Origin of the sequence: Pseudoalteromonas sp. T1lg24, from assembly GCF_002964745.1 — a bacterium.
In the GTDB taxonomy this organism is placed as follows: Bacteria; Pseudomonadota; Gammaproteobacteria; order Enterobacterales; family Alteromonadaceae; genus Pseudoalteromonas; species Pseudoalteromonas spongiae.
The window spans coordinates 216,243-239,277 of the sequence record NZ_PQCB01000006.1; the positions used below are offsets into that span (position 1 = coordinate 216,243).

At 39.6% G+C, this 23,035-nt stretch carries 25 protein-coding genes; 4 read left to right on the forward strand and 21 right to left on the reverse strand.

Annotated features, from left to right (window positions below):
* Positions 1 to 9: 9 nt before the first annotated feature.
* Entirely contained in the window at positions 10 to 564 is a 555-nt protein-coding gene (locus tag C2M30_RS03995; RefSeq protein WP_010560696.1) for a sigma-70 family RNA polymerase sigma factor, read from the forward strand.
* On the forward strand, positions 557 to 1,264 hold the full coding sequence (locus C2M30_RS04000; protein WP_105170743.1) for a DUF3379 domain-containing protein: 708 nt from the start codon (positions 557 to 559) through the stop codon (positions 1,262 to 1,264). The genes C2M30_RS03995 and C2M30_RS04000 overlap by 8 nt, the downstream gene beginning before the upstream one ends.
* Positions 1,265 to 1,407: 143 nt before the next feature.
* On the opposite strand, the gene C2M30_RS04005 is transcribed toward C2M30_RS04000, so the two are convergent.
* Positions 1,408 to 2,961, reverse strand: a complete 1,554-nt coding sequence (locus C2M30_RS04005; protein WP_100912936.1) for an AbgT family transporter — start codon at positions 2,959 to 2,961, stop codon at positions 1,408 to 1,410.
* A gap of 154 nt (positions 2,962 to 3,115) precedes the next feature.
* Between C2M30_RS04005 and C2M30_RS04010 the strand changes: the two genes are divergently transcribed.
* Complete coding sequence (locus tag C2M30_RS04010; RefSeq protein ID WP_105170744.1) at positions 3,116 to 3,649, forward strand: NUDIX hydrolase; 534 nt, start codon at positions 3,116 to 3,118, stop codon at positions 3,647 to 3,649.
* A 10-nt stretch (positions 3,650 to 3,659) separates the two neighbouring features.
* On the opposite strand, the gene C2M30_RS04015 is transcribed toward C2M30_RS04010, so the two are convergent.
* Positions 3,660 to 4,232, reverse strand: a complete 573-nt coding sequence (locus tag C2M30_RS04015; RefSeq protein ID WP_105170745.1) for a tRNA-(ms[2]io[6]A)-hydroxylase — start codon at positions 4,230 to 4,232, stop codon at positions 3,660 to 3,662.
* 60 nt (positions 4,233 to 4,292) lie between these two features.
* A complete protein-coding gene (locus C2M30_RS04020) occupies positions 4,293 to 4,889 on the reverse strand; it encodes a sulfotransferase family protein (RefSeq protein WP_234004679.1) in 597 nt (198 codons plus the stop codon).
* A gap of 92 nt (positions 4,890 to 4,981) precedes the next feature.
* Here C2M30_RS04020 and C2M30_RS04025 point away from each other — a divergent pair, with 92 nt between their 5' ends.
* Entirely contained in the window at positions 4,982 to 5,740 is a 759-nt protein-coding gene (locus tag C2M30_RS04025) for an MBL fold metallo-hydrolase (protein ID WP_105170747.1), read from the forward strand.
* Here C2M30_RS04025 and C2M30_RS04030 read toward each other — a convergent pair.
* From C2M30_RS04030 to fliS, 18 genes are all read right to left on the reverse strand, one after another.
* Positions 5,727 to 6,023: a hypothetical protein gene (locus C2M30_RS04030; protein ID WP_105170748.1), complete on the reverse strand. Its 297-nt coding sequence runs from the start codon at positions 6,021 to 6,023 to the stop codon at positions 5,727 to 5,729. The genes C2M30_RS04025 and C2M30_RS04030 overlap by 14 nt on opposite strands.
* A 1-nt stretch (position 6,024) precedes the next feature.
* Positions 6,025 to 6,489, reverse strand: a complete 465-nt coding sequence (locus C2M30_RS04035) for a cyclic nucleotide-binding domain-containing protein (RefSeq protein ID WP_105170749.1) — start codon at positions 6,487 to 6,489, stop codon at positions 6,025 to 6,027.
* A gap of 12 nt (positions 6,490 to 6,501) precedes the next feature.
* The gene (locus C2M30_RS04040; RefSeq protein WP_105170750.1) at positions 6,502 to 7,410 is read right to left on the reverse strand and encodes a M14 family metallopeptidase; all 909 of its coding nucleotides are present in this window, start codon (positions 7,408 to 7,410) and stop codon (positions 6,502 to 6,504) included.
* Positions 7,411 to 7,659: 249 nt separating this feature from the next.
* Positions 7,660 to 8,715 (reverse strand): hypothetical protein, encoded by a 1,056-nt coding sequence (locus C2M30_RS04045; protein ID WP_105170751.1) that lies wholly within the window; start codon positions 8,713 to 8,715, stop codon positions 7,660 to 7,662.
* A 211-nt stretch (positions 8,716 to 8,926) separates the two neighbouring features.
* Positions 8,927 to 10,375: a sigma-54 dependent transcriptional regulator gene (locus tag C2M30_RS04050; RefSeq protein WP_105170752.1), complete on the reverse strand. Its 1,449-nt coding sequence runs from the start codon at positions 10,373 to 10,375 to the stop codon at positions 8,927 to 8,929.
* 136 nt (positions 10,376 to 10,511) lie between these two features.
* Positions 10,512 to 11,297 (reverse strand): flagellin N-terminal helical domain-containing protein, encoded by a 786-nt coding sequence (locus C2M30_RS04055; RefSeq protein WP_105170753.1) that lies wholly within the window; start codon positions 11,295 to 11,297, stop codon positions 10,512 to 10,514.
* 65 nt (positions 11,298 to 11,362) lie between these two features.
* Positions 11,363 to 12,175 (reverse strand): SDR family oxidoreductase, encoded by an 813-nt coding sequence (locus C2M30_RS04060; RefSeq protein WP_100912927.1) that lies wholly within the window; start codon positions 12,173 to 12,175, stop codon positions 11,363 to 11,365.
* On the reverse strand, positions 12,172 to 12,885 hold the full coding sequence (locus C2M30_RS04065; protein WP_100912926.1) for an acylneuraminate cytidylyltransferase family protein: 714 nt from the start codon (positions 12,883 to 12,885) through the stop codon (positions 12,172 to 12,174). Before C2M30_RS04065 ends, C2M30_RS04060 begins: the two co-directional genes overlap by 4 nt.
* Positions 12,886 to 13,018: 133 nt before the next feature.
* On the reverse strand, positions 13,019 to 13,888 hold the full coding sequence (locus C2M30_RS04070) for a Gfo/Idh/MocA family protein (protein WP_105170754.1): 870 nt from the start codon (positions 13,886 to 13,888) through the stop codon (positions 13,019 to 13,021).
* Positions 13,882 to 14,940, reverse strand: a complete 1,059-nt coding sequence (locus tag C2M30_RS04075; RefSeq protein ID WP_105171145.1) for a nucleotidyltransferase family protein — start codon at positions 14,938 to 14,940, stop codon at positions 13,882 to 13,884. Before C2M30_RS04075 ends, C2M30_RS04070 begins: the two co-directional genes overlap by 7 nt.
* 10 nt (positions 14,941 to 14,950) lie before the next feature.
* Entirely contained in the window at positions 14,951 to 15,595 is a 645-nt protein-coding gene (locus tag C2M30_RS04080; RefSeq protein ID WP_158683312.1) for an acetyltransferase, read from the reverse strand.
* The gene (locus tag C2M30_RS04085; RefSeq protein ID WP_105170756.1) at positions 15,588 to 16,661 is read right to left on the reverse strand and encodes an N-acetylneuraminate synthase family protein; all 1,074 of its coding nucleotides are present in this window, start codon (positions 16,659 to 16,661) and stop codon (positions 15,588 to 15,590) included. Before C2M30_RS04085 ends, C2M30_RS04080 begins: the two co-directional genes overlap by 8 nt.
* 3 nt (positions 16,662 to 16,664) lie before the next feature.
* A complete protein-coding gene (gene neuC, locus C2M30_RS04090; RefSeq protein ID WP_105170757.1) occupies positions 16,665 to 17,813 on the reverse strand; it encodes a UDP-N-acetylglucosamine 2-epimerase in 1,149 nt (382 codons plus the stop codon).
* Positions 17,810 to 18,970: a LegC family aminotransferase gene (locus C2M30_RS04095; RefSeq protein ID WP_105170758.1), complete on the reverse strand. Its 1,161-nt coding sequence runs from the start codon at positions 18,968 to 18,970 to the stop codon at positions 17,810 to 17,812. Before C2M30_RS04095 ends, neuC begins: the two co-directional genes overlap by 4 nt.
* A gap of 4 nt (positions 18,971 to 18,974) precedes the next feature.
* A complete protein-coding gene (locus C2M30_RS04100) occupies positions 18,975 to 20,168 on the reverse strand; it encodes a UDP-N-acetylglucosamine 4,6-dehydratase (protein WP_105171146.1) in 1,194 nt (397 codons plus the stop codon).
* Between the two features lie 2 nt (positions 20,169 to 20,170).
* Complete coding sequence (locus C2M30_RS04105) at positions 20,171 to 22,261, reverse strand: motility associated factor glycosyltransferase family protein (protein ID WP_105170759.1); 2,091 nt, start codon at positions 22,259 to 22,261, stop codon at positions 20,171 to 20,173.
* Between the two features lie 75 nt (positions 22,262 to 22,336).
* The gene (locus C2M30_RS04110; protein WP_105170760.1) at positions 22,337 to 22,609 is read right to left on the reverse strand and encodes a hypothetical protein; all 273 of its coding nucleotides are present in this window, start codon (positions 22,607 to 22,609) and stop codon (positions 22,337 to 22,339) included.
* The gene (gene fliS, locus C2M30_RS04115; protein ID WP_100912917.1) at positions 22,599 to 23,030 is read right to left on the reverse strand and encodes a flagellar export chaperone FliS; all 432 of its coding nucleotides are present in this window, start codon (positions 23,028 to 23,030) and stop codon (positions 22,599 to 22,601) included. The genes C2M30_RS04110 and fliS overlap by 11 nt, the downstream gene beginning before the upstream one ends.
* Between the last annotated feature and the right edge of the window lie 5 nt (positions 23,031 to 23,035).

Below are 23,035 nucleotides of genomic sequence, written 5' to 3' on the forward strand. Positions count from 1 at the left end.
ATAGTTTCAATGTTTGGAAAGAAAAAACAGCAACGTCAGGTCTTAATTGACATGGCTGATAAACAAAAACGATATGAAGCGTTAGTGAATGTGTATCACAAAGAGCTATATCGCTTCGCATACTGGTTAGCAGGTGACCCAACGGTTGCCGAAGACCTTGTGCAAGAAACTTTTTTGAGGGCTTGGCGCTCGCTTGATTCATTACTTGACCAGCAAGCAGCTAAAGCATGGTTAATCACGATTTTACGTCGTGAGAATGCGCGCCGTTTTGAGCGTAAACAATTTGATTACAGTGATGTTGAGCAAGATACGCTGTGCGATACGCAAACCTTAGATATGGAACAAAACGCAGAGCGTTCACAGCTACAAAAACGCATTATGCAACTCGATGAAGAGTATCGTGAGCCCTTGCTTCTGCAAGTAGTAATGGGGTTTAGTGGTGATGAAATCGCATCCATTTTATCACTTAACAAAAACACCGTCATGACACGACTATTTCGTGCTCGCAACCAATTGAAAGACAATTTACAACCAAGTTTACAAAGGGGGATCAACAATGGATGAATTAGAATTACGACGTCGTTTATATGCTGATCCTAATACCAGCGACAAAGACGTGCTCGATGCGCTTGAGTCAGACCCAGACGCACACGCATTTAGTAACGAGCTAAAAGCACTCGATAACGACATTGAGCAAGCACTTAACATCCCTGTGCCAGAGAATCTCGCTGAGCGCTTGGTGTTAAATCAGTCATTGCATGCCTTTCAAACTCAGCGTAAAAAAACACGCATTCATTTAGCATTAGCAGCATCTGTGGCGTTTTTATTTGGCGTGTCGTTCACTTATTTAAATATGGGCGCACCGCTTAATTTAGAGCAACACGCACTTGCTCATGTTTACCATGAGCCTAGCTCGCTTACTAATGTAAATCACAACTTTAGTTTGCAAGAAGTAAATGCAAAGCTTGCCAGCTTTGGTGGTAATTTTAGCGAATTACCAAACCAAGTAAGCTACCTTACCTTTTGTGATTTTAAGGGGCAAAAAAGCCTGCATTTGGTATTTCAAACAGAGCAAGGCCCGATGACACTGTTTATTGTACCAAGCGAGAATCAGTATCGTACCGAGTCTTACTTTTCGGACGAATCATTTGATGGTGCGACGTACCAAGGCCATAAAGCAAATCTCATTTTACTCGGTGAAAAAGGTCAAGCACTCTCGCCGTACAATGACAAATTGCAAAATTCACTGCAATGGCGCATTTAATAAAAAATAGAGTGTAACTTAAACAAAAAAACAGCAGGTATTAACCTGCTGTTTTTATTTGAGCTGGAAGCTAAACGTTATGCCAACGCAGTTAGCAAAACGTTTAGCCCACTAGAATGATTAGCTATTTAAGTGAACCGCTATTAACCATAGGTATAACTTGCTTGTAAACCTAATTGTAAACCTAGGCCCCAGTAAGCAAGTAAGAACAAGGTCCAGCCAATCATAAAGGCTATTGAATATGGGATCATTAACGCGATTAATGTACCAATACCGGTATTCTTAACATACTTTTGACAGTACACCACCACTAGCGGGAAATAAGGCATTAACGGCGTGATAATATTCGAGCTTGAATCACCAATACGGTAAGCCGCTTGTGTTAAGTCTGGCGAAATGCCCAACTGCATTAACATAGGTACGAAAATAGGCCCTAGCAGCGCCCATTTTGCACTACTTGATCCAACAAACAGGTTCACAAAACCAGTTAAGAAAATAATGCCCACCACAGTAACCGCACTTGGTAGCTGCATTGCTTTTAGTACTTCGGCACCTTCAATGGCGAGTAATGCACCCAGATTCGATTGCGAAAACGCAGCAATAAACAGTGCACAGAAAAACGCCATAACCACATAATACGCCATGCCATGCATTGCTTTGGTCATTGCATCTATCATGTCTTTACTTGATTTAAAGGTACCCACCACAAAACCGTAAACCGCCCCTGGGATCCAGAAAACCAAGAAAATAATCGGCACGATAGATTGCATTAGCGGCGCTTTAAAATCAGTAAGTGAGCCCTCTTTACTACGAAGTGGAGAACTTTCGCCCCACGCAGCATAAGCAAGCAGCGCAAGGCCTGCAATCATGACTGCTGACGCAATATAAAAGCCTTTGCGCTCGGTGTCATTAATTTGGTCAAAGCTCGGTAAGTCATCAGTGTTGCCATCAAGCTCAACCTTGTTTAGACGCGGCTCGATAATTTTATCCGTGATATACCAGCCAAGTAGCACGATGAATAGACTCGACGCCGAAGTGAAATACCAGTTATTGAGTGGATTCACTTCAATAGTAGGGTCAATAATTTGTGCTGCACTTTGGGTAAAGCTTTGTAGTAACGGATCGATACCCGATGGAATAAAGTTAGCACTAAAGCCACCACTTACACCGGCAAATGCCGCTGCAATACCGACTAATGGGTGACGCCCCATGGCATAAAAAATCACACCCGCAAGCGGAATTACTAATACATAGCCTGCATCTGTTGCAGTGTGGCTCACTATCGCAATTAAAATTACACAAGGCGTTAATAGCGCCTTTGGTGTGCGTTTTAACATTAATTTTAGGCCAGTGTTAATGTAGCCCGAATGTTCCGCAACACCTACACCTAGCATTGCAACTAGCACCACTCCAAGTGGTGCAAAGCCAGTAAATGTTTTAACCATATTCGCCAAAAAGGCGGCAAGGCTATCACCAGTAAGTAAGTTATTTACAACAATTGCCTCGCCAGTGCGTGGATCGATTGCTGAAAACGTGTAATTTGAAAAAATTGCTGAAAGCACCCAAATCAATAACATTGAGAACAAAAATATCATTGCCGGATCTGGCAATTTATTTCCTACATACTCAATACCATTAAGAAATTTATCTATGGGTTTTACTTTTTGTGTCTGTGCATCAGTGTTACTCGATGACATGGTATTTCCCTAATAGTTATTATTCTTGCTAATTTATCATAAACGATGTCGCGATAAAGGAAACTTAATTTGTTTTAACGCGTCGTTTATTTTGCATTTAATTTATATATGTGCAGTGCTACTATTCGCACCCTTTTACTAATCGGTTTGTTTTATGCAGGTAATTAAAGAGTTCCATTTTGTTGATGAGCTCGCTCTTAACAATCATCAACATATTTTACGCCCAGCAACGCGTGCTATCGTCACCCAAGGGCGAAATATTTTACTGCTTCATACCGAACGTTATCGTGATTACTCCCTACCTGGTGGCGGTGTCGATCATGGTGAAAGTTTACAGCAAGCATTAGTGAGAGAGTTACAGGAAGAAACAGGGGCACGTGCGATTGAGAAGATTACACCTTATGGCTTGATCCGTGAATTTCGTCCCAACTACAAACTAGATGGCCAAATTATAGAAATGCTATCTTATTGTTTTACCTGCGAAATTGATGATGAATTTGATCAGCAAAATTTAGAAGACTATGAAATTGCCAATGGCATGACAGTTCATTGGGTCGATATAGATAAAGCCATTGCTTACAACAAGCAAACAATGGCTGAGTCAGATAAAAAAGGCATCAGCATTGTGCGCGAAACCTTTTTACTTGAGCATATTGCAGAAAATCTGCTTAACCCAAAGTGTAAATAAGCAAGACTTATTAGTGAAGTGCCGCTGTATGCGGCAACTTGGCACAAATTTCCGCTTCCGCTTCTAAAATTTCCTCTAAACGCGCATCCACTTCGGCTTTATCAAAATATTCATACGCCAGTTCGACAAATAAAAATGCGTGCTTTTCTTCTGATTTGGCAATGGTAACGTAAAAGTCTTTTTCTTTGCCTTCTTCAAGTGCTTCAGCGACCAATGAAAAGCGCTCATAACCGCGGGCTTCGATTACCGCTGCGACAATTAGACGGTCTAATAAAAACACATCTTTACCTTGGCGAAATAGCGCACGTAAGTCTTTTACATACGTATCTTTGGTATCTTTGCCAAGGGTAATATCGCGCTCTAACAGAATTTTCACTACTTGCTTAAAGTGGATCATTTCTTCAAGTGCTAAGTCAGTCATTGCACGCACTAGTTTACGACGGTCTGGATAATGCGAAAGCATTGAAAGCGCCATGCCAGACGCTTTTTTCTCAGCGGCAGCGTGGTCTTGTAAAAAGGTATCAAAATCGGCCATTACTGCTTCAGTCCATGAGAATGGCGTTTTGTATTTTAGTTCAAACATACTTGGCTAATTGTTATCAATTCAAATTAGCCGCAGTTTAATGGTCAGCACCAAAGATGTCTATTTTAAATCCGCTTTACCATTTCGTGTTGAGTCGAGTTTTAGTGGGCTTTTGATTTGTTTCCACGCCGTAACTTTGCCATTTACGTTGAGCTGTTCAAAACCGCCTTTCTCTTGTTTACCCAGAAACGAACAAAATTGCTGATAGCTGATATCATCAGACAAGTTAATCACTAAGTGCTCGCTATCGATGCGCTGAAAAAAGTCCATTACCTTGGCTTTATGTGATAAATAACACTGTGTTAAATGCGCATCATCTAACATGGTTTGCTTATTAAGCGGATGAAAAACCTCACCATAACACCGCTTTAAACTCGGAAAAAAGCCGCCATGCTCGGTAAGAAGCCTATCTGCCATACGCGTTAATAGCACCTTTATTGATGGCAACCAATCTGCTAAATCTCGCTCAAGGTAAATAAATTTCGCATTTGGGTATGCCGCCAAAAGCATTTCATAATCATGAAAAACGGGGGTATCGGCAATAAACTCCGCTTCATCCAAGGTTGACTGAATATAGGCGGTATGTGCGGTTTTAAAGCCTAATGCTAATGCGGCTGCACACACACTTGTTGTGCCTGTGCGCGGTAAACCAAGCACAAAGATTTTTTGACTACTAATAACACACCTCTTGAGTGGTCTGATGAGTTGCGATAAGCTGAATATTATCGCATGTTCTAAATCAGCTTATTATGCAATTACACACCTTAAATGGACATATACAATCTATCTATTTAGTCGAATATTCAGATAAATTAATGTTACTGGATGGTTGTTGCCGTGCCGATTGCGATTTAGTTGCGCATTTTATTACAACCGAATTAAATCGCCCACTGTCTGATTTAAAACTCATTGTGGTGACCCATATGCACCCTGATCATGCCGGTGGCGCTCATAAACTGCGTGCTATGACAGGCGCAAAAATAGCAACATCAAACGCACCCGGCCACTGGTATCAGGGGTTTGATGGCATTATGATGCATATTACCGATATTTTGTTAGCGCGTTGGGTAGCCAGTCGTAAAGGGAAAAAGCAAGGGTTTATGTGGTACCCACGTAAGCTTAAGGCCGATATTTATTTGCCTGATGGTGTGAGCGTGCCAAATTTTGATGAGTGGCAAGTACATCATAGCCCAGGTCATACTGACAGAGATATTTGCTTGCATCACCTACCAAGCAATATGCTTTATGTGGCTGATTTAATGGTTAAAGTAAAAGGGAAATTAATCCCACCTTTTCCTGTTTTTTACCCAAAACGATATCTTAATTCGCTGTTAATGTTAAAAACATTAAAGCCAAACTCTTTACTATTGGCACATGACGGTAAAATCCAATTTTCCGACATCGACTTCAATTATCTATTACAAAAAGCACCAAGTATCCCGATGACACATTGGCGCTCTGTTAAAAGTAAATTAAAGCAGGTTTTTAAGAGCTCTAAGGCGTATTAACCACGCAGCCGTTATATAAACTCATCCATTGCTCATAGCTAAGCGACGATGCTGTTTGACAGGTTTTAGCTTTAATCTCTTTTAACTTGCCAGAGACGCACCCTGGGCGAAACTCATGACGCATCGCAAAGCGCTCTACCTCATATTGCTGCATTTCGCTCATGTAGGTCACAGGATAACGCTCACCATTACATTCGATTTGATTGCTGTTTCTTGGCGCAGTACTACACGCACTTAAGGCAGCAATCGCGCTTACCAAAGCCAATAATTTATATAATTTCATGCTAACTTCCTTGCAGTTTCTCAATCACTACGCCAAGTTTTTCAATGCGTTGGCTCATGCCTAAAATAATGCGATCTTTTATCTTATCGCGAATTGCGTAAGGCAATTTTTGCATCGCCGTATGTGAAATAGCCAACACGATAGTTTCTGCGTTCGCTTTGGCATTAATACTGCGATTATGTGTTTCGACAAACGATCCTTCGCCAACAAAATCGCCAGGCTGAATAGAAACAAGCGATGGTTTATGCTGCTGTTTAAACAACACTAGCTCACCGGACAACACAATATATAGGTGGTTATCGTGTTCATTTTGCCTAAATACCATTTTGTCTTTTTTGAACAAATGCAATTCAGAAAATGACTCAACCACCATTTGCCTTTCTGCTAATGTAAGCGTTTTAAAAAATGACAGGCGGTTAACCAACTCCATTTTTTTGATTAGGGGAATTTGTGTGATCAGTGCCACTAATTCTCTCCGTTACAACGCGTTCAAGTAGTTTAACCCGCCACGAATTGCGGCAACTTGTGCATCAATGCAATTTTGCTCATCCGCTTTAGGGCTATCCGGATAAACTTCTGTGGTAGTAACATATGTCGCATCAGTAATACCAGCGCACAGAGATAAACCTTTACAGTCGTAGTTGCATACACCAAATTGTGAAATCGCTACGCCGATTAGTTCACCATTTTCATCCGCCGGCGCAATATGGGTGACTTGTTCAACAGACTCGATAATGGCTTTTTGAAACGCCGCTTCTGGACGTTTTGAATCGCCTACCAAATAAAACCCATCAGGAATATTCCAATTGGTGTGCTGAGCGCCATCACGCGCTGCTAATGCTGGGCGAAATTCAGAATTGTCGGTGTCTGTGGTTTCATGCAAATCAATATGCATTAAAAAATCACAGTTAAGTTTGCTTAAGTAATTTAATACCGCCCGAGATTCAGGGGCTGGAGAATCATTAAAAAAAGACCGATTTGGGTCAACCGCATAGGAATTCCAGCGATTAATGGTTTCAAATCCCCACGGGCTAATACAAGGTAAAATCACAAAATTAAACGCATTTTCAAAGTCTTTGACATCGTTTTTAGCAAATGCCAGAGCACCCATTACGCCGCTAGTTTCGTAACCATGTACTCCACCTGTAATTAATACACATGGCTTATCTTGTTGCCAAGATTTAGAGCGCAGAGCAAAAAGAGTAAGATCATCACCGTAAGGCAGCTGTCCATAACTTTCAATATCAAATGCATCGGTTAGTTGGTTTACTTGTGAAACCACCAGCTGATTGTAATCACGCTTTTTTTGTTGCTGATTTAACCATTGTGACTTTTCTGCGTCATTCCACTTTTGGCCAGGAATACCTATTGGATAATGTGAACTCAAACTACACCTACTATTCAAAAATACAGAGTTACTATCATATCAACTGGCTGAATAAATGACATAAAAAAAGCGGCCATTGCCGCTTGTATTAATATCTGTCGCTTTTTACCGCACTACTTTTGCTTTGTTTCAATGCATTTGTATTGCAACGTTTGATTCATCACCTCGCAATCTAAACAAACATCGAGCAACGGTTTGCGCCTCGCTGCGTACGGGCAACAAAAAGAAGACTAAGCTCAACAAGACCTGCTATAAGATGCCAATATTTGGCGTTGCACGATACATATCTTTTTTCAACGACATCATCAGTGAGTTAAGTTGGTCATTCGGTTTTAAATCAGACTTCTGCACTTTTTCGCTGTAGTTGTAGCGTTCTTTTAATTCTTCGGTCACAGCCGCTAACTTATTACGTGCCATACGAGATTTAGCCGCGAAGTTTGAAAATTCATCAGGCTCGATTGTGTAACCTTCATATGCCTTTAATAGACGATGACAATCTTTTGCGATGGCGTAATCTCTAATTTTTTCATCCAGTACCATGCACGTATTATTAACCAGTTCGTAGCGCCATAAGTTCTTTTGCTGCCATGCGTACATATCTGGTTTTAACATTTGTCTGGCTTTTTCCGCACGAACACCTGCTAGAATGCGGTCGGCGTCTTGTTCAATTTGTTTTTTATCCGCGTAAAAATCTTCCTTATTGGTCTCACTAGCCTGAACCAATATAAAAACGATTTCTTGTAGTTCTTGATACTCACGTGCAATGGCTCTATCTAACCACTTTCTTAACTCTGGGTTGTTATTTTTCTTCTTAACATTTTTACCTTCGTCAACCGCATGTAAAACCTGCGCGTTGTATTTTACTTGCTGTATTACCGAGTAAATATCCCATGTATCTGCGGTAGTGGTATACATAAAGTCCGCAGCTTGTTCATTTTTAAAATAAGGCTCAATGCGACGATACAGCCCAGTGACATCCTCTAGTTTTTTGGCACTCACTACGGCTTGATAGTCAGATTCATCGGTATAGTATGCATCGCGGGCAAGAAAGCTATGGTGGTACGAGGAAAAGCGGTCTTTCTCAGTTTTACTTTGCTCAAGTAGTTTATAGCTTGTACTAATTTTTTGATACAGCTCTTGGTGCTGCTTCGAGCGATCTTTCGTAAGCTCAATTGTCAGTAGCTTTTCGTGTAGGTTTTTATTTTCTAAATTACGTTTAACAAATTCAATGTTATCCAAGCTATCGGGATCGCCACAACCAAGTAAAGACAAGGCTAAACATGCCGTAATTGTGAATTGTTTCATACTACCAACCTTATAATTATTATTTTCCTCAACCTCGATACAAAAAATTAACAATTATTACAGTTGAATTCAATATAATTTATCTTAGGTACAAGAAATATAGAGTCTAGACTCTAATTGTCGTTTAGATTTATATAGGGGAAATGCCGACTAAATGGCCTACTGTTAACGCCAAAATGAATTAACAAGCAAGCCATTACTGTGAACTTATTTAGTTGTTTAGATTATACTTTTTCATCTTTTCAACTAACGTTGTGCGCCTTACACCAAGCACTTCAGCAGCACGCGCTACCACGTGTTCATTGCGCTCAAGTGCTTGTTCAATTAAACACACTTCTAACTCTGCTAAGTAGCTTTTTAATTCGATACCTTCTACAGGCAGTACTGCAGGTTGACTTGTATCAAGTGGAACATCAAAAGTATCGCTGTCGTTGTCTTCAAATTCACCAAAGCCTTCACTAAAAATATCGTTGAGGGCCTGACGCTCTAAAATCTCTTCTGGATACTCAGGAATATACTCTTCCACATCAATATGCTGATATTTTTTAGGCAGATCAGACACATCAACCACTTTTTCTGGAAACATAATTTGCATACGTTCTACTAAATTAGAAAGTTCCCTAACGTTACCTGGCCAACCATGTTCTTTTAAACTATCAAGCGCTCGCTCGGTAAACTTTACATTTGCCCCACCAACTGCAACGTTGCGCTTAATCAACTCTTGCAATAATAAAGGAACATCATTTTTACGCTCACGCAGCGATGGGTTTTCAATAGGAAATACATTTAAGCGATAATATAAATCTTCACGAAACGCGTCTTCTTCAATCATGGTTTCTAGATTGCGGTGCGTGGCTGCGATGATACGAACATCTGCTTTTATTGGCTTGCCGCCACCAACACGTTCGTATACACGCTCCTGCAAAACTCGCAGTAGCTTAACCTGCATTTGGCTTGGCATATCACCGATTTCATCAAGGAATAAAGTTCCCCCTTGTGCCATTTCAAATCGCCCTTTTCGCGTAGAAATAGCCCCAGTGAATGCCCCTTTTTCATGGCCAAATAACTCACTTTCCAGTAAATCACCGGGAATTGCGCCACAGTTAACCGGAATAAATGGTCCATTGTTGCGATTAGACAATAAATGAATATTGCGTGCGACAACTTCTTTACCTGTGCCCGACTCACCTAAAATAAGTACATTCGCGTTTGTTTTTGCAACTTGTTGGATTAAAAAACGAATATGCTCAATTTCAGACGTCGCTCCAATTAAGCCGTCAAAGCGTTTTTCATTCTGCGAATTGGTTAAGTTAGGTAAATGACGTTTGTATTCTTGACAGTCGCGCAGCAATTCAGTGGTTGGCGCATAAGCGAAAGGCTCCGCTAAAATGCCAATCACGTTAGCCAACGATAATAGCGGTCGTAGCGTTTCACCAATTAGAATAAAAGGAGTCTCTGGCTGGCTTTTTATCAGCGTTTCATGATCATGACCGGTTAACGCACCTAAAAATACCGTTTCCACATGATGCAATGCTGATTCTTGCACGTCTGTTGCTGTTGCCACTTTCGCGTGTTCTCCAATAAAACACAGTGATGCAACTAACTTATTTGCTCGATTCTCGTTTTCGTCAATAACCCAAGTGGAATTGGTAAGGCTCATATACGGGCACAATTATAATGTTATTCTAATTATTGTTTTATTGTAACGGCTTAGACCGATGTTGCAAGGTACAAGTGGCGGGATTTTGGCGTCAATTCAAAAAATTGACACCAAAGTTTGATTTATCACAAGCAAATTAAAGCAAGCCAAGTACTTGGCTGGCATTTTGATTTGCCTGACCAGCAAGCGCTACCGATGCCTGTGAGAGAATATCATTAGCCGTTTGTTGAGAAATTGCTTGAGCGTAATCAGTATCTTGAATACGGCTTTGTGACGCAGCCACATTAATCGCATTATTCGTCAACCCACGAATGTTCTGCTCAAACGCGTTTTGACTAGCACCTAAACTAGCACGATTAGAATTAATATCGTCACGTGCCTGTTGAGTCACACTTATGGCAGCTTGAGCACCAGCTTGGGTCGAAACGTCAATAGTAAGCACATTTGAAACAACACTATTATCACCGGGATTCAAGCTTTGGGTTTGATTTGCATCTGCACCCACCTGAAAGGTTACATCATTACCATCAAGCAATTTTGCACCACCAAATGTAGTGTTTTCATAGGTTTCAGTAATACCTGTTTGTAGCTGCGATATCTCCTCTTGAATTGCACTTCTATCAGAGTCTGTTAATGCACCGTTTGCAGCTTGCAATGATAATTGCTCAATACGAGATACAGATTCATTTACCCCAGCGAGCGCCCCCTCAGCGACTTGTGCATATGAAATACCATCATAAGCATTTCGGATAGCTTGGTTTTGACCGTTTTGCTGCGCTTGCAATCTGTCAATAATTTGCAGTGCCGCTGCGTCATCAGATGCTGAATTAACCCGCTTTCCGCTAGCTAATTGTTCAAGTAATGTTTTGCTTTTTTCCTCAGTGCGATTGAAAAAAGCAAAATTTTGATTTTGGATCTTCATATAAAACCCCTAAAGCCAACCTACTGTACAAATATAGTACAAACATTCTAGTGAGGCTATAAGTGCTATATTGCCGTCCAACCGCCATCTAAAACGATAGACTGACCAGTCATATAATTTGACATTTGACTACATAAATAGGCAAATGCTCCTTTTACATCTTCTTCTGTAGCCATACGTGCTAAGGGCACTCTAGCTGTATACTGCGCTAAAAAAGCCGAATCTTGGTTTCTAAAAATACCCCCAAGCACCAAATTATTCACTCGAATCGTCGGGGCTACCACGCTGCTTAACCAAGTTGTTAGCTGCATAAGCCCAGCTTTACTAGCGGCATATGCCGCTGGGTTTCCTAAATTAGTACCTTCATACATCGCCATCTGAGGCCCGACTAACGCGTAGATAGAGGACACATTAACAATACTTTTGAGAGGCGAATCAGTGTTTTTAAACAAGGGGATACATTTCTGTGCTAATAAAAAAGGAGCGGATAAATTAACATTTAAGCAATCATCAAACGTGTTGATATCCTGCTGCTCAAATGGTACGGCCCAACCTTTCAATTCATCAGTTCCAACAAATGCTGCATTATTAATCAAAACATTCAGTTTATTAGATGAAATATCTGCTACTTCATCAACAGCACGATGAATTGATTGTTTACACGCAAGGTCACACTGTACACTAAAAACATTTTTTCCATGAGCGAAATGTAAAGAGCTCAAAGCTCTTTCAAGCAAGGTTTGGTCTCGATCTAACAGAATTACGTTGCATCCAAGCTCTAACAAGGTGTCCGCTGCAGCCGTACCTACATGACCTGCACCTCCGGTGATCAAGGCCCAAGTTCCCGTTAAATCTTGTAGTGTAGCTATGTTTCTCATACCGCTCTCTGTGAATTTCGTCTCGCCATTAAAAACTCGGCAAAATCGAAGTCTAACTGTGTATCTATGTCGATGGCGTGTTCTTCTTCTATTTCTACGCCAATAGTTCTGCCCGCCATTACACTTTGATTCTCTAAAAGGAACCTCGCTGTTGTTACATAAGCAACCGTTGTAATGTTATAAACATTCGGTGAATCTTGTCTACGAAATACTCCAGAACGTTGATTAATAATCTCTACATCACCGTTTGAGTTCCGATGTACCATATTAAAATATGGGCTGTGATTCGTTTTACAAATACCCAGCGCTAAGTCACCATGGGTGCTTTCAAAGGCTGTTATAATTTTTGATATATCTGCGGCCGTGCGCAGTGGAGAAGTTGCTGGAACGCTGATAAAAACATCATCAGGAGACATCTCTCCGCTTTCTATCAAAGTAGTCACAGCATGCTGCCATGCCTGCCACTCATTCGCATTATCAGTGGCCAAGTGGTTTGGACGATAAATAACATCAGCCCCATTATCTCTAGCAGTACGCGCAATGTCGTCACCATCTGTCGAAACATAATGAGCTGCAATGCCATCAAGCTTTTTAACTTCATCAATTGCATAAGTTAGTAACGGTTTACCCATTAAAGGCTTTATATTTTTACCGACCACTCCTTTAGAACCGGCTCTTGCAAAAGTAAAACATATTTTTTTAGTTACCATGTTAAATCATAGCTCATTTGTTTTTTTTCACGTGCAGCAATGCGTATCCATTCTATCCATTGCATCGTTTTTTTTGCTTTATCAAATCGCTCTGTTTTCAGCCCAGAGCCTTGTTCATCAAGTGCAGCATACATCAAATGTTTGTACGCAATATTTGGATCTTCAGAAACGTCAACAATCTTCGCGTCTGATCAAACAATTTAATTTTAATTACTTGTTTAACGAGATCCCAATACAATGAGCCCATTGTCCCTTCAATGGTTAAATAACGAGTGGCATTTCGGGATAGCATATTTAAATTAATATGCATACTGACAGGGTTATCTTTGTCAGACAAAATAGCTTTGCACAGAATATCAACTTGGTTTTCGCAGTCCATCTTTAAACTTGAATGCGACATCAAATTTGCTTGAATTGTCAATGAGTTAAATTTAAACAATTCCAGTAGATAATTTAATTCATGGCTTAATTCAAGCAGTGCGCCTCCACCCATACTAGCATTTGCAGACGCTGTGTTGGAGAAAGGCTTATTGCTGCGCCAATCAGGTAGGTACTGTCCCACTTTACAATCTATTTGCCAAATATCTCCTACAGTTTTTTGCTTGAGTAATGCAGCTATTTTTTGAAAACCTCGGGTATAAAGCAAGTTGTAGCCTACTACAGGTAAGTTCTCGTTACCTAACAAATCATCAAGTTGCACTATCTCGTTTGCTCTCGCCAACAGAGGCTTTTCTACAAAAAACCGAATCCCTTTTCTTTTAACACTTACCATATCATGTAAATGAGCGCTACTCGGTGAACAAATGAGTGCAAAATCGAAAATTATCGAATCTGGGATTTCATCTATTGACTGAAAAAATCTTACATCCTTAACATCAGCGATCGATTCTTTTTGGTGACTCTTTCGAACCACACACAATTTAGATATTGGCTTTATGCCGTTTAAATTATGTATATGCCGCTTTGCAATATTACCGAGTCCGATACATAAAACGGTCAGCATTTATTGATTAATTCCATAACTTCAAGCTGTGCTTTTTCAAAATCTGCCAATCGACCAATATCAAGCCAATATTCGTGGATCGGAAACATACTGACACCACTGTTGTCTTCTACGCACTGATTTAATAAGTCAGGCATGTCAACTCGTTGATTTGGCGCCACATAATCGAGAAGCTTAGGAGATAACATATAGATACCAGCATTTACAAAGTACTTCTGAGTTGGCTTTTCTACGATATCGGTTATTTTCTCATTATCGTGTTGGATCACCCCGTATGGCACTTGCTGGCTATACTCTCTGACGCACATAGTCGCCATAGAATTTGAGCTAGCATGAAAGTCACTTAAACTCCTAAAATCAACATTAGTCAGTAAATCACCATTCATTACAAAAAACGGTTTATCTATTTTCTCTTTTGGTAATAAACCCAGCGCCCCTGCTGTGCCAAGAGGTTCCGCTTCATGCACATAATCAATTGTAACGCCCCAATGTCTACCGTCTTGGAAGTATTCTTTAATTTGTTCAGCAAGATAATGTGTTGAAACTATAAACTTATGAAACCCTGCCTCAATAAAACTCTGCAAAATTATTTCTAGCATTGGTTTGCCGCCCACCTTAAGCATAGGTTTAGGGCACTCATCGGTAAGTGGTCGTAATCGAGTACCAAATCCACCTGCCATTAAGAAAACATAATTATCGTAGCGTTCAGAGGTGTAAAACTCTGAAACAGTGTGCAAACCAACTATCTCATGATCGCTATTCACAACAGGAACATGAATAACACTCCGCTCTTCCATTACTGTAAGTACTTCTTTTCGTGAGGTTCCCTGAGGAACTATCACCGGGTCAGAACACATAACAAGTGTGACTGGGCTTGCGAAATCAACATGACGTAACAGTCCACGACGGACATCGCCATCAGTCACTGTACCTATCAACTTCTCAGTATCGTCAGTGATTAAAACAATTCTTTTGCCTGTCGAGTCCAAAACTTTAATTGCGTTCTCAAAACTCGCAGATGATTTAATTATTACACTTTGCCATTCTGTCATGCTGCCACCCTTAAATTGGATTAATGCTTGGCTTTGCCCCCATAAGAACAACATTCTCAGGGATATCTTTAGCCACAACACTACTTGCCGCAATTACACTTCCTGTTCCGACACTAAATGTCTGTAATACAATTGCACCAGCGCCTATATAACAGCACTCAGCAAGTTTCGCGCCACCACATAAAATAGCCCCTGGGGACACTGTCACATGATTACTAACTTGAACATCATGCTCAATAGTTGCACGAGTATTGATAATTACATTATCGGCAATATTTGCATCCGCTTGAATTATTGCGCCAGCTAAGACCTGGCATCCTTCTCCTAAACTCACTGAGTCAGCAATAATCGCACTAGGGTGTACCACTGTTATAAATCGAAACCCTAAACTTTTTCCAATATTAAACATTCGCTTACGAATATTTTTCTGATTTGGCAAATGACCAATTCCATTTGCAAGTAGTACCTCCTGCGAATCAAGTTGAGTCAAAAAACTGTCATTACCAACTAACGGGACTCCTGCACACGATCGTGTTGTTTGATTACTATACTCTCGCGCAATAACACCATCGATGGAAATCTCCATTTTTCTAAGTGCATCGATCACTACTTTTGCATGACCTCCGGCCCCAAGAACAAAAACCTTCTTAGTCAATCGGATCTCCTGCTTGATATGTTTTTAGCGCAGGAGTATTAAGTAAGTCCCATATTTTTGTTGGACTGGCTGCATCAATTCCCGTTCGCTGTGTAGTTAAATTGGCAAGAGAAAACAGCTCCCCTTGTTTAATCACCATACTTGCAACCAGCGTTTGTCGCGCAATTAATTTTGTTTGTAACTCGCACGACTGAGCAGATTTAACTCCCGAACCAAGTATCAATTCAGTGCGTCGAATTTGCTTTACAAAGTCATAAAATTCATGTGGTTCTAATGAGGCTTTGTGGTCAGGCCCTGGTAAGTCATGGCTAAGTGTTATGTGCTTTTCGATTATTGTCGCACCTTTGGCCACCGCTAAAGATGAAACGAGTAAGTCTTGGCTATGATCAGAATAACCAACAGCTAACTTAAATGCGTTAGCTATGGTCTCTAGCGCATTTAAACAGATCGCCTTATCAGGCGCTGGATATTGTGAAGTACAATGTAAAATTGTCACGCGTTCAGACAACGCAGCTTGACCTGCTACAGAGTGATACGCAATAAAAACCTCATCCGTGTTCACAGGTTGGCTTTGGTGTAAAAAGCTGTGTGCCAAATTCGCTAACGCAAGTTCAATATCGGCTAAATTACTCATTCCCGTAGATAGGATGATATTTTTAGCAAATTGTCCGGTCTGCCACAAAAGCGGCAAATTCGTAATTTCTCCCGAAGCGACTTTATACGTCTTTACTTTATGTTTATTAAGTAGTTGCAAGCTCTGTTGGTCAAATGCTGTAGATAAAAAATCAATCCCTTGTTCTTTGCAATAACCTATAATCGGAGAATACCATTGCTCAGGCATTGCCATATTTTGTAGCATACTTAATTGATCAGGTGCACTATCGCCGTGATGTTGATAATCCGCTTTTTTCAAGTTTCTAGCTGCAAGCTTCTCGGGCACAAACGATTGAAATTTAACCGCGTTAGCACCAGCTTTCACGGCAACGTCAATAAGTGAAATCGCTTTATCATAATCACCATTATGATTTACGCCAATTTCCGCAATCACATATACAGGTTGTTTCATCTATTATCTATCCACAAAAGGTCTTTTAGCCAAACGAGCCCAATCTAACGAAATAAGTATTTGATATATTTTTTCAGATACATCGCAACCTGAATAGGCAATATAACCTGTTTGATCTTTCGTACCAAAATCACCTGAACAAATATCTATCAGCGCATTTGCGATATTATGTTCACACAAAGGTACATCAATAACCGAGTCTGAACGAGGGCGACCATCTTGCCGTGAACCGACATTAATCGTTTGAACACCGCTTGCTGGCGCTTCAATTATCCCACTTGAAGAATTACCAATAACACAAAGCGTATGGGGCAACAGAGACGTATATCTTTGCATACCTAAACTTGGGATCATCTTCACGTGTTTCAAACCGGCAATTGATTGCCACTGTTCAATTATTTTGATGCCCTCTTTATCACCATTAGGGAATGTGACAACAAACTGCAAGTCATCAAAACGTTTAATCACGTTTAAAAGCTCAGTAAGGTTATTCTCATGCCTATAGTCTGGATGAGTCACAGGATGGTACGTGACGAGGCATACCGGTTTATCCAATACTAAACTTAATTCCGAGAATAAAGACTCTATTTCTTGTTTTTCGCCAGTGAGTACGTTTTCAACCCCCATAGCTCCGACATTGAAGATCGTTTTATCATCCTCTCCTAGTTGCCGTAAGCGATTAGCAAATGCGTCAGTACAAGGGAAATGAATTGTTGCTAATTTACTCACTGCATGCCGTATACTGTCATCTATCGCTCCTTGAGTAACCTCTCCACCATGAATGTGAACGATGGGAATATCAAGCAACAACGCAACCTGTGCAACAACTAATATCTCATACCTGTCACCCAATAGAATTAAGGCATCAGGCCTGTGCATTATTATTTGATTGGTAAATAAACGCATTAATTCTGAAGATGCTAAGCACAAGTCTTCTGCTTTACTTTCACCTAAGTCTATTGGCAACAAATAAATTTTTTCATAGCTATCAGATTGAATTTCTTCTACTGTGTATCCATGCGCTTTTGATAAGTGCGTGCCTGTCACATATAGTGACAAATTAACTTCACAGGAATTTTCAAGCTTACTTAATAACGGCCTTAATATGCCATAATCAGCGCGTGTTCCAGTCAATACCGCAAAATTTTTCATATAACTTTTAATTTGTAATTATAAGAACTTGGGATGTTTACAATTCGAGATTGATAAAACACTGATGTACTCAAATCCCCGCGAATACATTCAGAATACATGGGTAAAGTATGCATCAATCGCCACGCTGGTCGTGTCATAACCTGTTTACTATTGGTGAATTCAAGTAACTCGTTTCGATGCTTTTCCGATTGGCAAACTAACGCATTTAACCAATAATTTGATTGTGCATATTTAGGCTCACAAACAAATTGATATTCACTATCACTAAAAAATCGATGGTAAAACTTGGCCAGCGCTCGTTTTTGTTCAACAATTTGTGAGAGCTTTTCCAACTGAGCACAACCAAGCGCTGCATTTAGATTAGGCATGCGGTAATTAAACGCGAGCTGGTCATGTTCAAATTCCCAAGAATGCGGTTTTTTTGCGGTAGTCGTAAGATGTTTTATTGCATTCGCTGCAGCTAAATGCTTTGATAGGATTATTCCACCTGCACCACATGTAATAATCTTATTCCCATTAAAGCTAATTATTCCATGATCACCTAGCGTGCCTGTATGTTTTCCATTATAAAGAGAACCCAAACTTTCGGCTGCATCTTCAACAACCTTTATTCCCCACTTTTGGCTTATGATTTGGATCTCATCCATTTTTGCAGGGTGCCCAAATGTATGCATTGGTACCATTGCTTTAATCGCCTTACCAGACGCTCTATGAACACAAACTCCTTGTTCTGACAGTTGACACTGTTCCTCTAAAAAATTAGCCAAAGCCTGAGGGCACAAACTTAAGCTTTCATGGTTAATATCAACAAAAACAGGCTCCGCGCCAAGTTGTTTAATCGCATTACATGTAGCTACAAACGTAAACGCTTGAGTAATTACTAAGTCACCAAAGCCAACCCCTATATAATGCAAAGCGGCGTGCAGTGCAGCGGTACCATTAACTACAGCAACTGCGTTATTATGCTTTACATAGTCAGCTACACCTTGTTCAAACTGTTCAACATATTGCCCTACACTTGACACAAAAGTAGAACGTACAGTGTTTAAAACATACTCTTCTTCGGTACTACCAAAAGTAGGCTCGTGAAGCGATATAAAGTCATTACTTTCATATATATCTCTTACACAATTTACAACGTCATTAGGTATCATAGTTTCACATTTTATTATTAAGACTTTTACCGGTCTCAAGGTGGTCAAAATCTGGCAGCAATGTTTGAAACAGCTTAACTAACTCTAATTTAGTCCACCGACCCAGACTTATATAGCTCTGTATCTCTATCAAAAATAGTTTGAGCATATCTTCATCGAAAAAACCTTCAGACACTAGTTCTTTTACAATGCCTAGTCCATTAAACTTTTCTAGATTAACTTGCTCTTGGTCTGTGAAAAACTCTTCGATACCTTTTTCACCAGTCGTATCACTTTTAGTTAACAATAAAGGCCATTTGCCAGGATTTTCTGTGAAGTTAAAATCTCTCGCTTGCTGCTCGTCTTTGAATACGACAGGGCTAAAACCTTTTTCTTCTAAGAATTTTATAGCTATGTCAGAAAATGTATTTAAGTGTTTATGCTCTTCAAGCTTTGGGAAAAATACTTGCCCATTATCGGCGAGCAAGCAAGAAAGTAAGCATATCTCACCAGCCTCCTTTTCACTCACAAAATAACGTTGTACATCAGTTGGTGCAGCCAAAGGTTGGGTAAGACTGAGACGTTGATTAAAACTATGCAACAAAGAGCCATCTGAGAACGCAACATTGGCGAATCGCGCTGTTGATATACTAATCTCATTTGAATATTTAGCTAAAAACAGTTCCATTATTCGCTTCGATGCACCCATCATATTAGCTGGATTTGCAGCTTTATCTGTTGAAACACAAAAGTACTTTTTAGCTCCCTTAGCCTTTGCAAGCTCAATTGATTTAATTGTATTTAATATATTGACTCGGATCATTCTCATTAATGTAAATGGATCTTTTTCACTGCGCACATGCTTTAGTGCTGATAAATTTAATACGTAATCAAAGCCCGTTTGAGCATTACAGTAAGCGTCAAATTCATCACTACCAATATCTAAACAAAACGTATCAAATTCACCTGATATATACCCTTGATTAGAGCGTAAATCTCTTACTAGCTCAGCCAGGTTATTTTCACTTATATCAATAACATGAAGCTTTTTTGGCTGTCGTTCAAACAACTCTTTAACAACAGCTTTTCCTATCGTCCCTGCACCACCTAATACTAAAAATGAACTTGCCGCCACTTGATCAGACAAAGTTGATCTGTGCTTTGCTATATCAGCCGTAAGTAAATCGAGCTCTCGCCCTAATATATGCTCTAAACGCACAGTCACTCTCCCCGTTTATATTCGTCTTTGGTATAGTCGCACTTTTCTAAATAATTCAACCTAAAGTCGAATTTAACTTTATTCAGGAATTCCTGCCAAATATTCATACATTCAGAAAACTTAGCCAATGTATATTGCTCATCTTGGTAGTAATACAATAAAGTAACCAACGGACAATGGAAGTAAAGCAACGTACCTTTTAACATATGGAACAAATGACGATGCTTTGACTTTTTATATGCATATACAAGGCGCTGTTGTGCTTTTAACACTTCATGTGCCTCTTCACGATTAGTGTATGGACGTTCACCTATTTCAATAAGATAGTCACACAATGACTCATATTCATCAAAATCTATTTTTTCTTCTAAATTATTAAGTTCTAGAGTCCGAAAATGACCAACTTTGATCTCATCAATTACGCTTTCTTTATCTAGTTCTCGAGATTCCAAATAAACATTTTCTTCTGTTAAGGGAATTGCTCCATTAATCTTCGCGCCTTCACCAACATTATAAAAGTTAGTATTTGGCAATGCTCTTACTAGCTTATCAAACATGCTTTTTGACATCGCCATTAAAGATGTAGCCTTTACTTTTTGGGTAAGGTTGGCTTCAAACTCAATATTTGCACCCTGTAGAGTTTTAAAACGCGCTTTAAAATTATCATCATTATAAATGCTCAGTTTTGAGTGAGTCTCTCCAGATTCTAAATATCCGTTATCAACACCAAATAAATAAATATCTTTGAATCCTAAACATGCGGCGAAAGAACTTGCAGTATTAGAAACCATTGGTCCACAGCATGGTAAATTCACAATTGAGCGACCATACTTTAATGTACTTTCGCGTTGTAGAAGCGCCGATGAAGCTTCAGGCCCTTTTAATCCTAGCCCAACCCATTTATAGAGCGGTAATAGATCAGGGTATATAACATCTACAGCTAGTAAGTTTACGTCTGAATATCCGTCTTCGGGAGCAATGTCGAGCTGGATATCGTATGTTATTTTCGGACGCTCAACCAACACATGAAAATCAGCTTTAATTCCCGCTTTGCACAAACTTTGAAAAGCTGTACCCGCAGCTAAAATAATCGCTTGGTTTTGATACTTTTTAAGAACTGGAATTGCTTTGTCTAACGAGGGGCCATTACCAACCACAAATACAGGTACATCTTGAATTGCATCACGTGTAATAGCCGAAGACATTAAAAAGTTAGCTTTTTGATTAACATTATGCAGAGCATGAGATAATCCTGTAATAGCGTCATTATAGAAGCCAAACCCTTGATGTACTTGATAATAATTATCAAAAAATGACTTTATCATTTTGTTTACATCATCAGATGGATAATGCTGATAACAAAAACTATTTATTATAGAAAAAGCACCGATATCTTCACCTATGGCAAAGACCTGACTAAAAAAGTCCTCGTAACTAACTCCAAGATGCAAAAACAAGCAACCATTTTGCTTATCAATTTGTTCAATTATGCTAAACCAATTAATGCAAAATAAACTTGCATAAAATAGTTCTAAGTCGGGTTCACAAATAAATAAATAGTCAAATTGATGCTTTTCTAAAAGCAGTGGAATATGGTAACCAAGACCAATGCCAAAAATTAAACACGTAGGAAAGTTTTCGGGTAACTCTGTTAAACAAGGTAACTTATTGTCTTCTTGGAAGTGCAAAGAACGAACTAACTTGTGCATGTAGCGCACATGAATTCGCTCATCGTTACTTTCCCACTCTTGTGTATCGAAATAATTTGTTCTGCTAAAATTGGCACTCTTTGTGTATTTATCAACTTGAGCTTTTACTTGCTCGATTGGGTTGTTTCCGTATAAAGGCACATCCTTACCTTGCATAAAGAAATTACCATGCCCTGACTCAGTAACATGAATACAAAAATCATCTCGAAGCTTGATTTGGGTAATTTCTTTATAGATTTGAGGATAATACTTTTTGAATGCTGTTAGGTTGTTTTCAAACCTTTGATTTGCTTCTAAAGCGAATTTTTGCTCTCTAAGTTGGTGAGCACGAGCAGTATCTAATTGTTTTTCTGCTTCTTCTAGTAATTGCTCAAGATTATCCATAATTCTAACCTTTTTCTGCTTTAACTATTTTAGCCTTTAAATATTAGCACAGTAAAAGCAAATATCGCACCAGAATTACGACTTATATAAATTGATTACCTTTTTCTTTTTATCAAGTGCAAGTACATCACTACGCACTTGCTTTTGTTGCTTTTCAAGTTCACGAAGTATGGCGCTGAAGCGACTAGCAATTTCGGCAAAGGCTGCACTATTGTCTTCTGACAAGTTAATTTCTCTAACTAACAAATCAAATTGCTTCACCAACAACGTTAACGCTTCGACATTATCACTAGAACACGCTTCCAATTCTGATAATAGTTGCTCAGCTTTGGCTATATTATCCGACACTTGCCTGGCTCTGTTGGTTGGAAGCTAATGTTTTCTCACGCACAGAAACAGGTATTTCATCCCATGCAGACTTTATTTCTTTTAGAAGCGCCATGACTTCATCAATTGGTGCCACATCATTATTAACACTTGCATCTAACAAACGGTCTAACATGTATGAATACAATGCATACAGGTTTTCACATACTTCACCGCCCACTTCAAAGTCTAGACAACTTCTCAATGAGTCAACAATCGCAGAAGCCTTAGAGATGTGTTCAGCTTTAGCAGATAACGCCTTTTTATCTATTGCAACTTTCGCGTGCACCATTTTTTCCAATGCTCCAGCCATTAGCATCTGAATTATTTGATAGCGGTCAGCACCTGCAACTTGAGCTTTGATTGCGCCTTTCTGATAATTTTGAATTTTAGCGTTATACATACGAC

What these genes read in the sequence shown, in the direction of transcription:
- C2M30_RS04075 (WP_105171145.1), bottom strand. Translation starts at nt 14,940, where the DNA reads ATGACAGAATGGCAAAGTGTAATAATTAAATCATCTGCGAGTTTTGAG.
- C2M30_RS04095 (WP_105170758.1), bottom strand. Translation starts at nt 18,970, where the DNA reads ATGATACCTAATGACGTTGTAAATTGTGTAAGAGATATATATGAAAGT.
- C2M30_RS04105 (WP_105170759.1), bottom strand. Translation starts at nt 22,261, where the DNA reads ATGGATAATCTTGAGCAATTACTAGAAGAAGCAGAAAAACAATTAGAT.
- C2M30_RS04045 (WP_105170751.1), bottom strand. Translation starts at nt 8,715, where the DNA reads ATGAAACAATTCACAATTACGGCATGTTTAGCCTTGTCTTTACTTGGT.
- C2M30_RS04065 (WP_100912926.1), bottom strand. Translation starts at nt 12,885, where the DNA reads ATGGTAACTAAAAAAATATGTTTTACTTTTGCAAGAGCCGGTTCTAAA.
- C2M30_RS04085 (WP_105170756.1), bottom strand. Translation starts at nt 16,661, where the DNA reads ATGAAACAACCTGTATATGTGATTGCGGAAATTGGCGTAAATCATAAT.
- fliS (WP_100912917.1), bottom strand. Translation starts at nt 23,030, where the DNA reads ATGTATAACGCTAAAATTCAAAATTATCAGAAAGGCGCAATCAAAGCT.
- neuC (WP_105170757.1), bottom strand. Translation starts at nt 17,813, where the DNA reads ATGAAAAATTTTGCGGTATTGACTGGAACACGCGCTGATTATGGCATA.
- C2M30_RS04005 (WP_100912936.1), bottom strand. Translation starts at nt 2,961, where the DNA reads ATGTCATCGAGTAACACTGATGCACAGACACAAAAAGTAAAACCCATA.
- C2M30_RS04000 (WP_105170743.1), top strand. Translation starts at nt 557, where the DNA reads ATGGATGAATTAGAATTACGACGTCGTTTATATGCTGATCCTAATACC.
- C2M30_RS04050 (WP_105170752.1), bottom strand. Translation starts at nt 10,375, where the DNA reads ATGAGCCTTACCAATTCCACTTGGGTTATTGACGAAAACGAGAATCGA.
- C2M30_RS04015 (WP_105170745.1), bottom strand. Translation starts at nt 4,232, where the DNA reads ATGTTTGAACTAAAATACAAAACGCCATTCTCATGGACTGAAGCAGTA.
- C2M30_RS04070 (WP_105170754.1), bottom strand. Translation starts at nt 13,888, where the DNA reads ATGCTGACCGTTTTATGTATCGGACTCGGTAATATTGCAAAGCGGCAT.
- C2M30_RS04010 (WP_105170744.1), top strand. Translation starts at nt 3,116, where the DNA reads ATGCAGGTAATTAAAGAGTTCCATTTTGTTGATGAGCTCGCTCTTAAC.
- C2M30_RS04030 (WP_105170748.1), bottom strand. Translation starts at nt 6,023, where the DNA reads ATGAAATTATATAAATTATTGGCTTTGGTAAGCGCGATTGCTGCCTTA.
- C2M30_RS04025 (WP_105170747.1), top strand. Translation starts at nt 4,982, where the DNA reads ATGCAATTACACACCTTAAATGGACATATACAATCTATCTATTTAGTC.
- C2M30_RS04055 (WP_105170753.1), bottom strand. Translation starts at nt 11,297, where the DNA reads ATGAAGATCCAAAATCAAAATTTTGCTTTTTTCAATCGCACTGAGGAA.
- C2M30_RS04060 (WP_100912927.1), bottom strand. Translation starts at nt 12,175, where the DNA reads ATGAGAAACATAGCTACACTACAAGATTTAACGGGAACTTGGGCCTTG.
- C2M30_RS03995 (WP_010560696.1), top strand. Translation starts at nt 10, where the DNA reads ATGTTTGGAAAGAAAAAACAGCAACGTCAGGTCTTAATTGACATGGCT.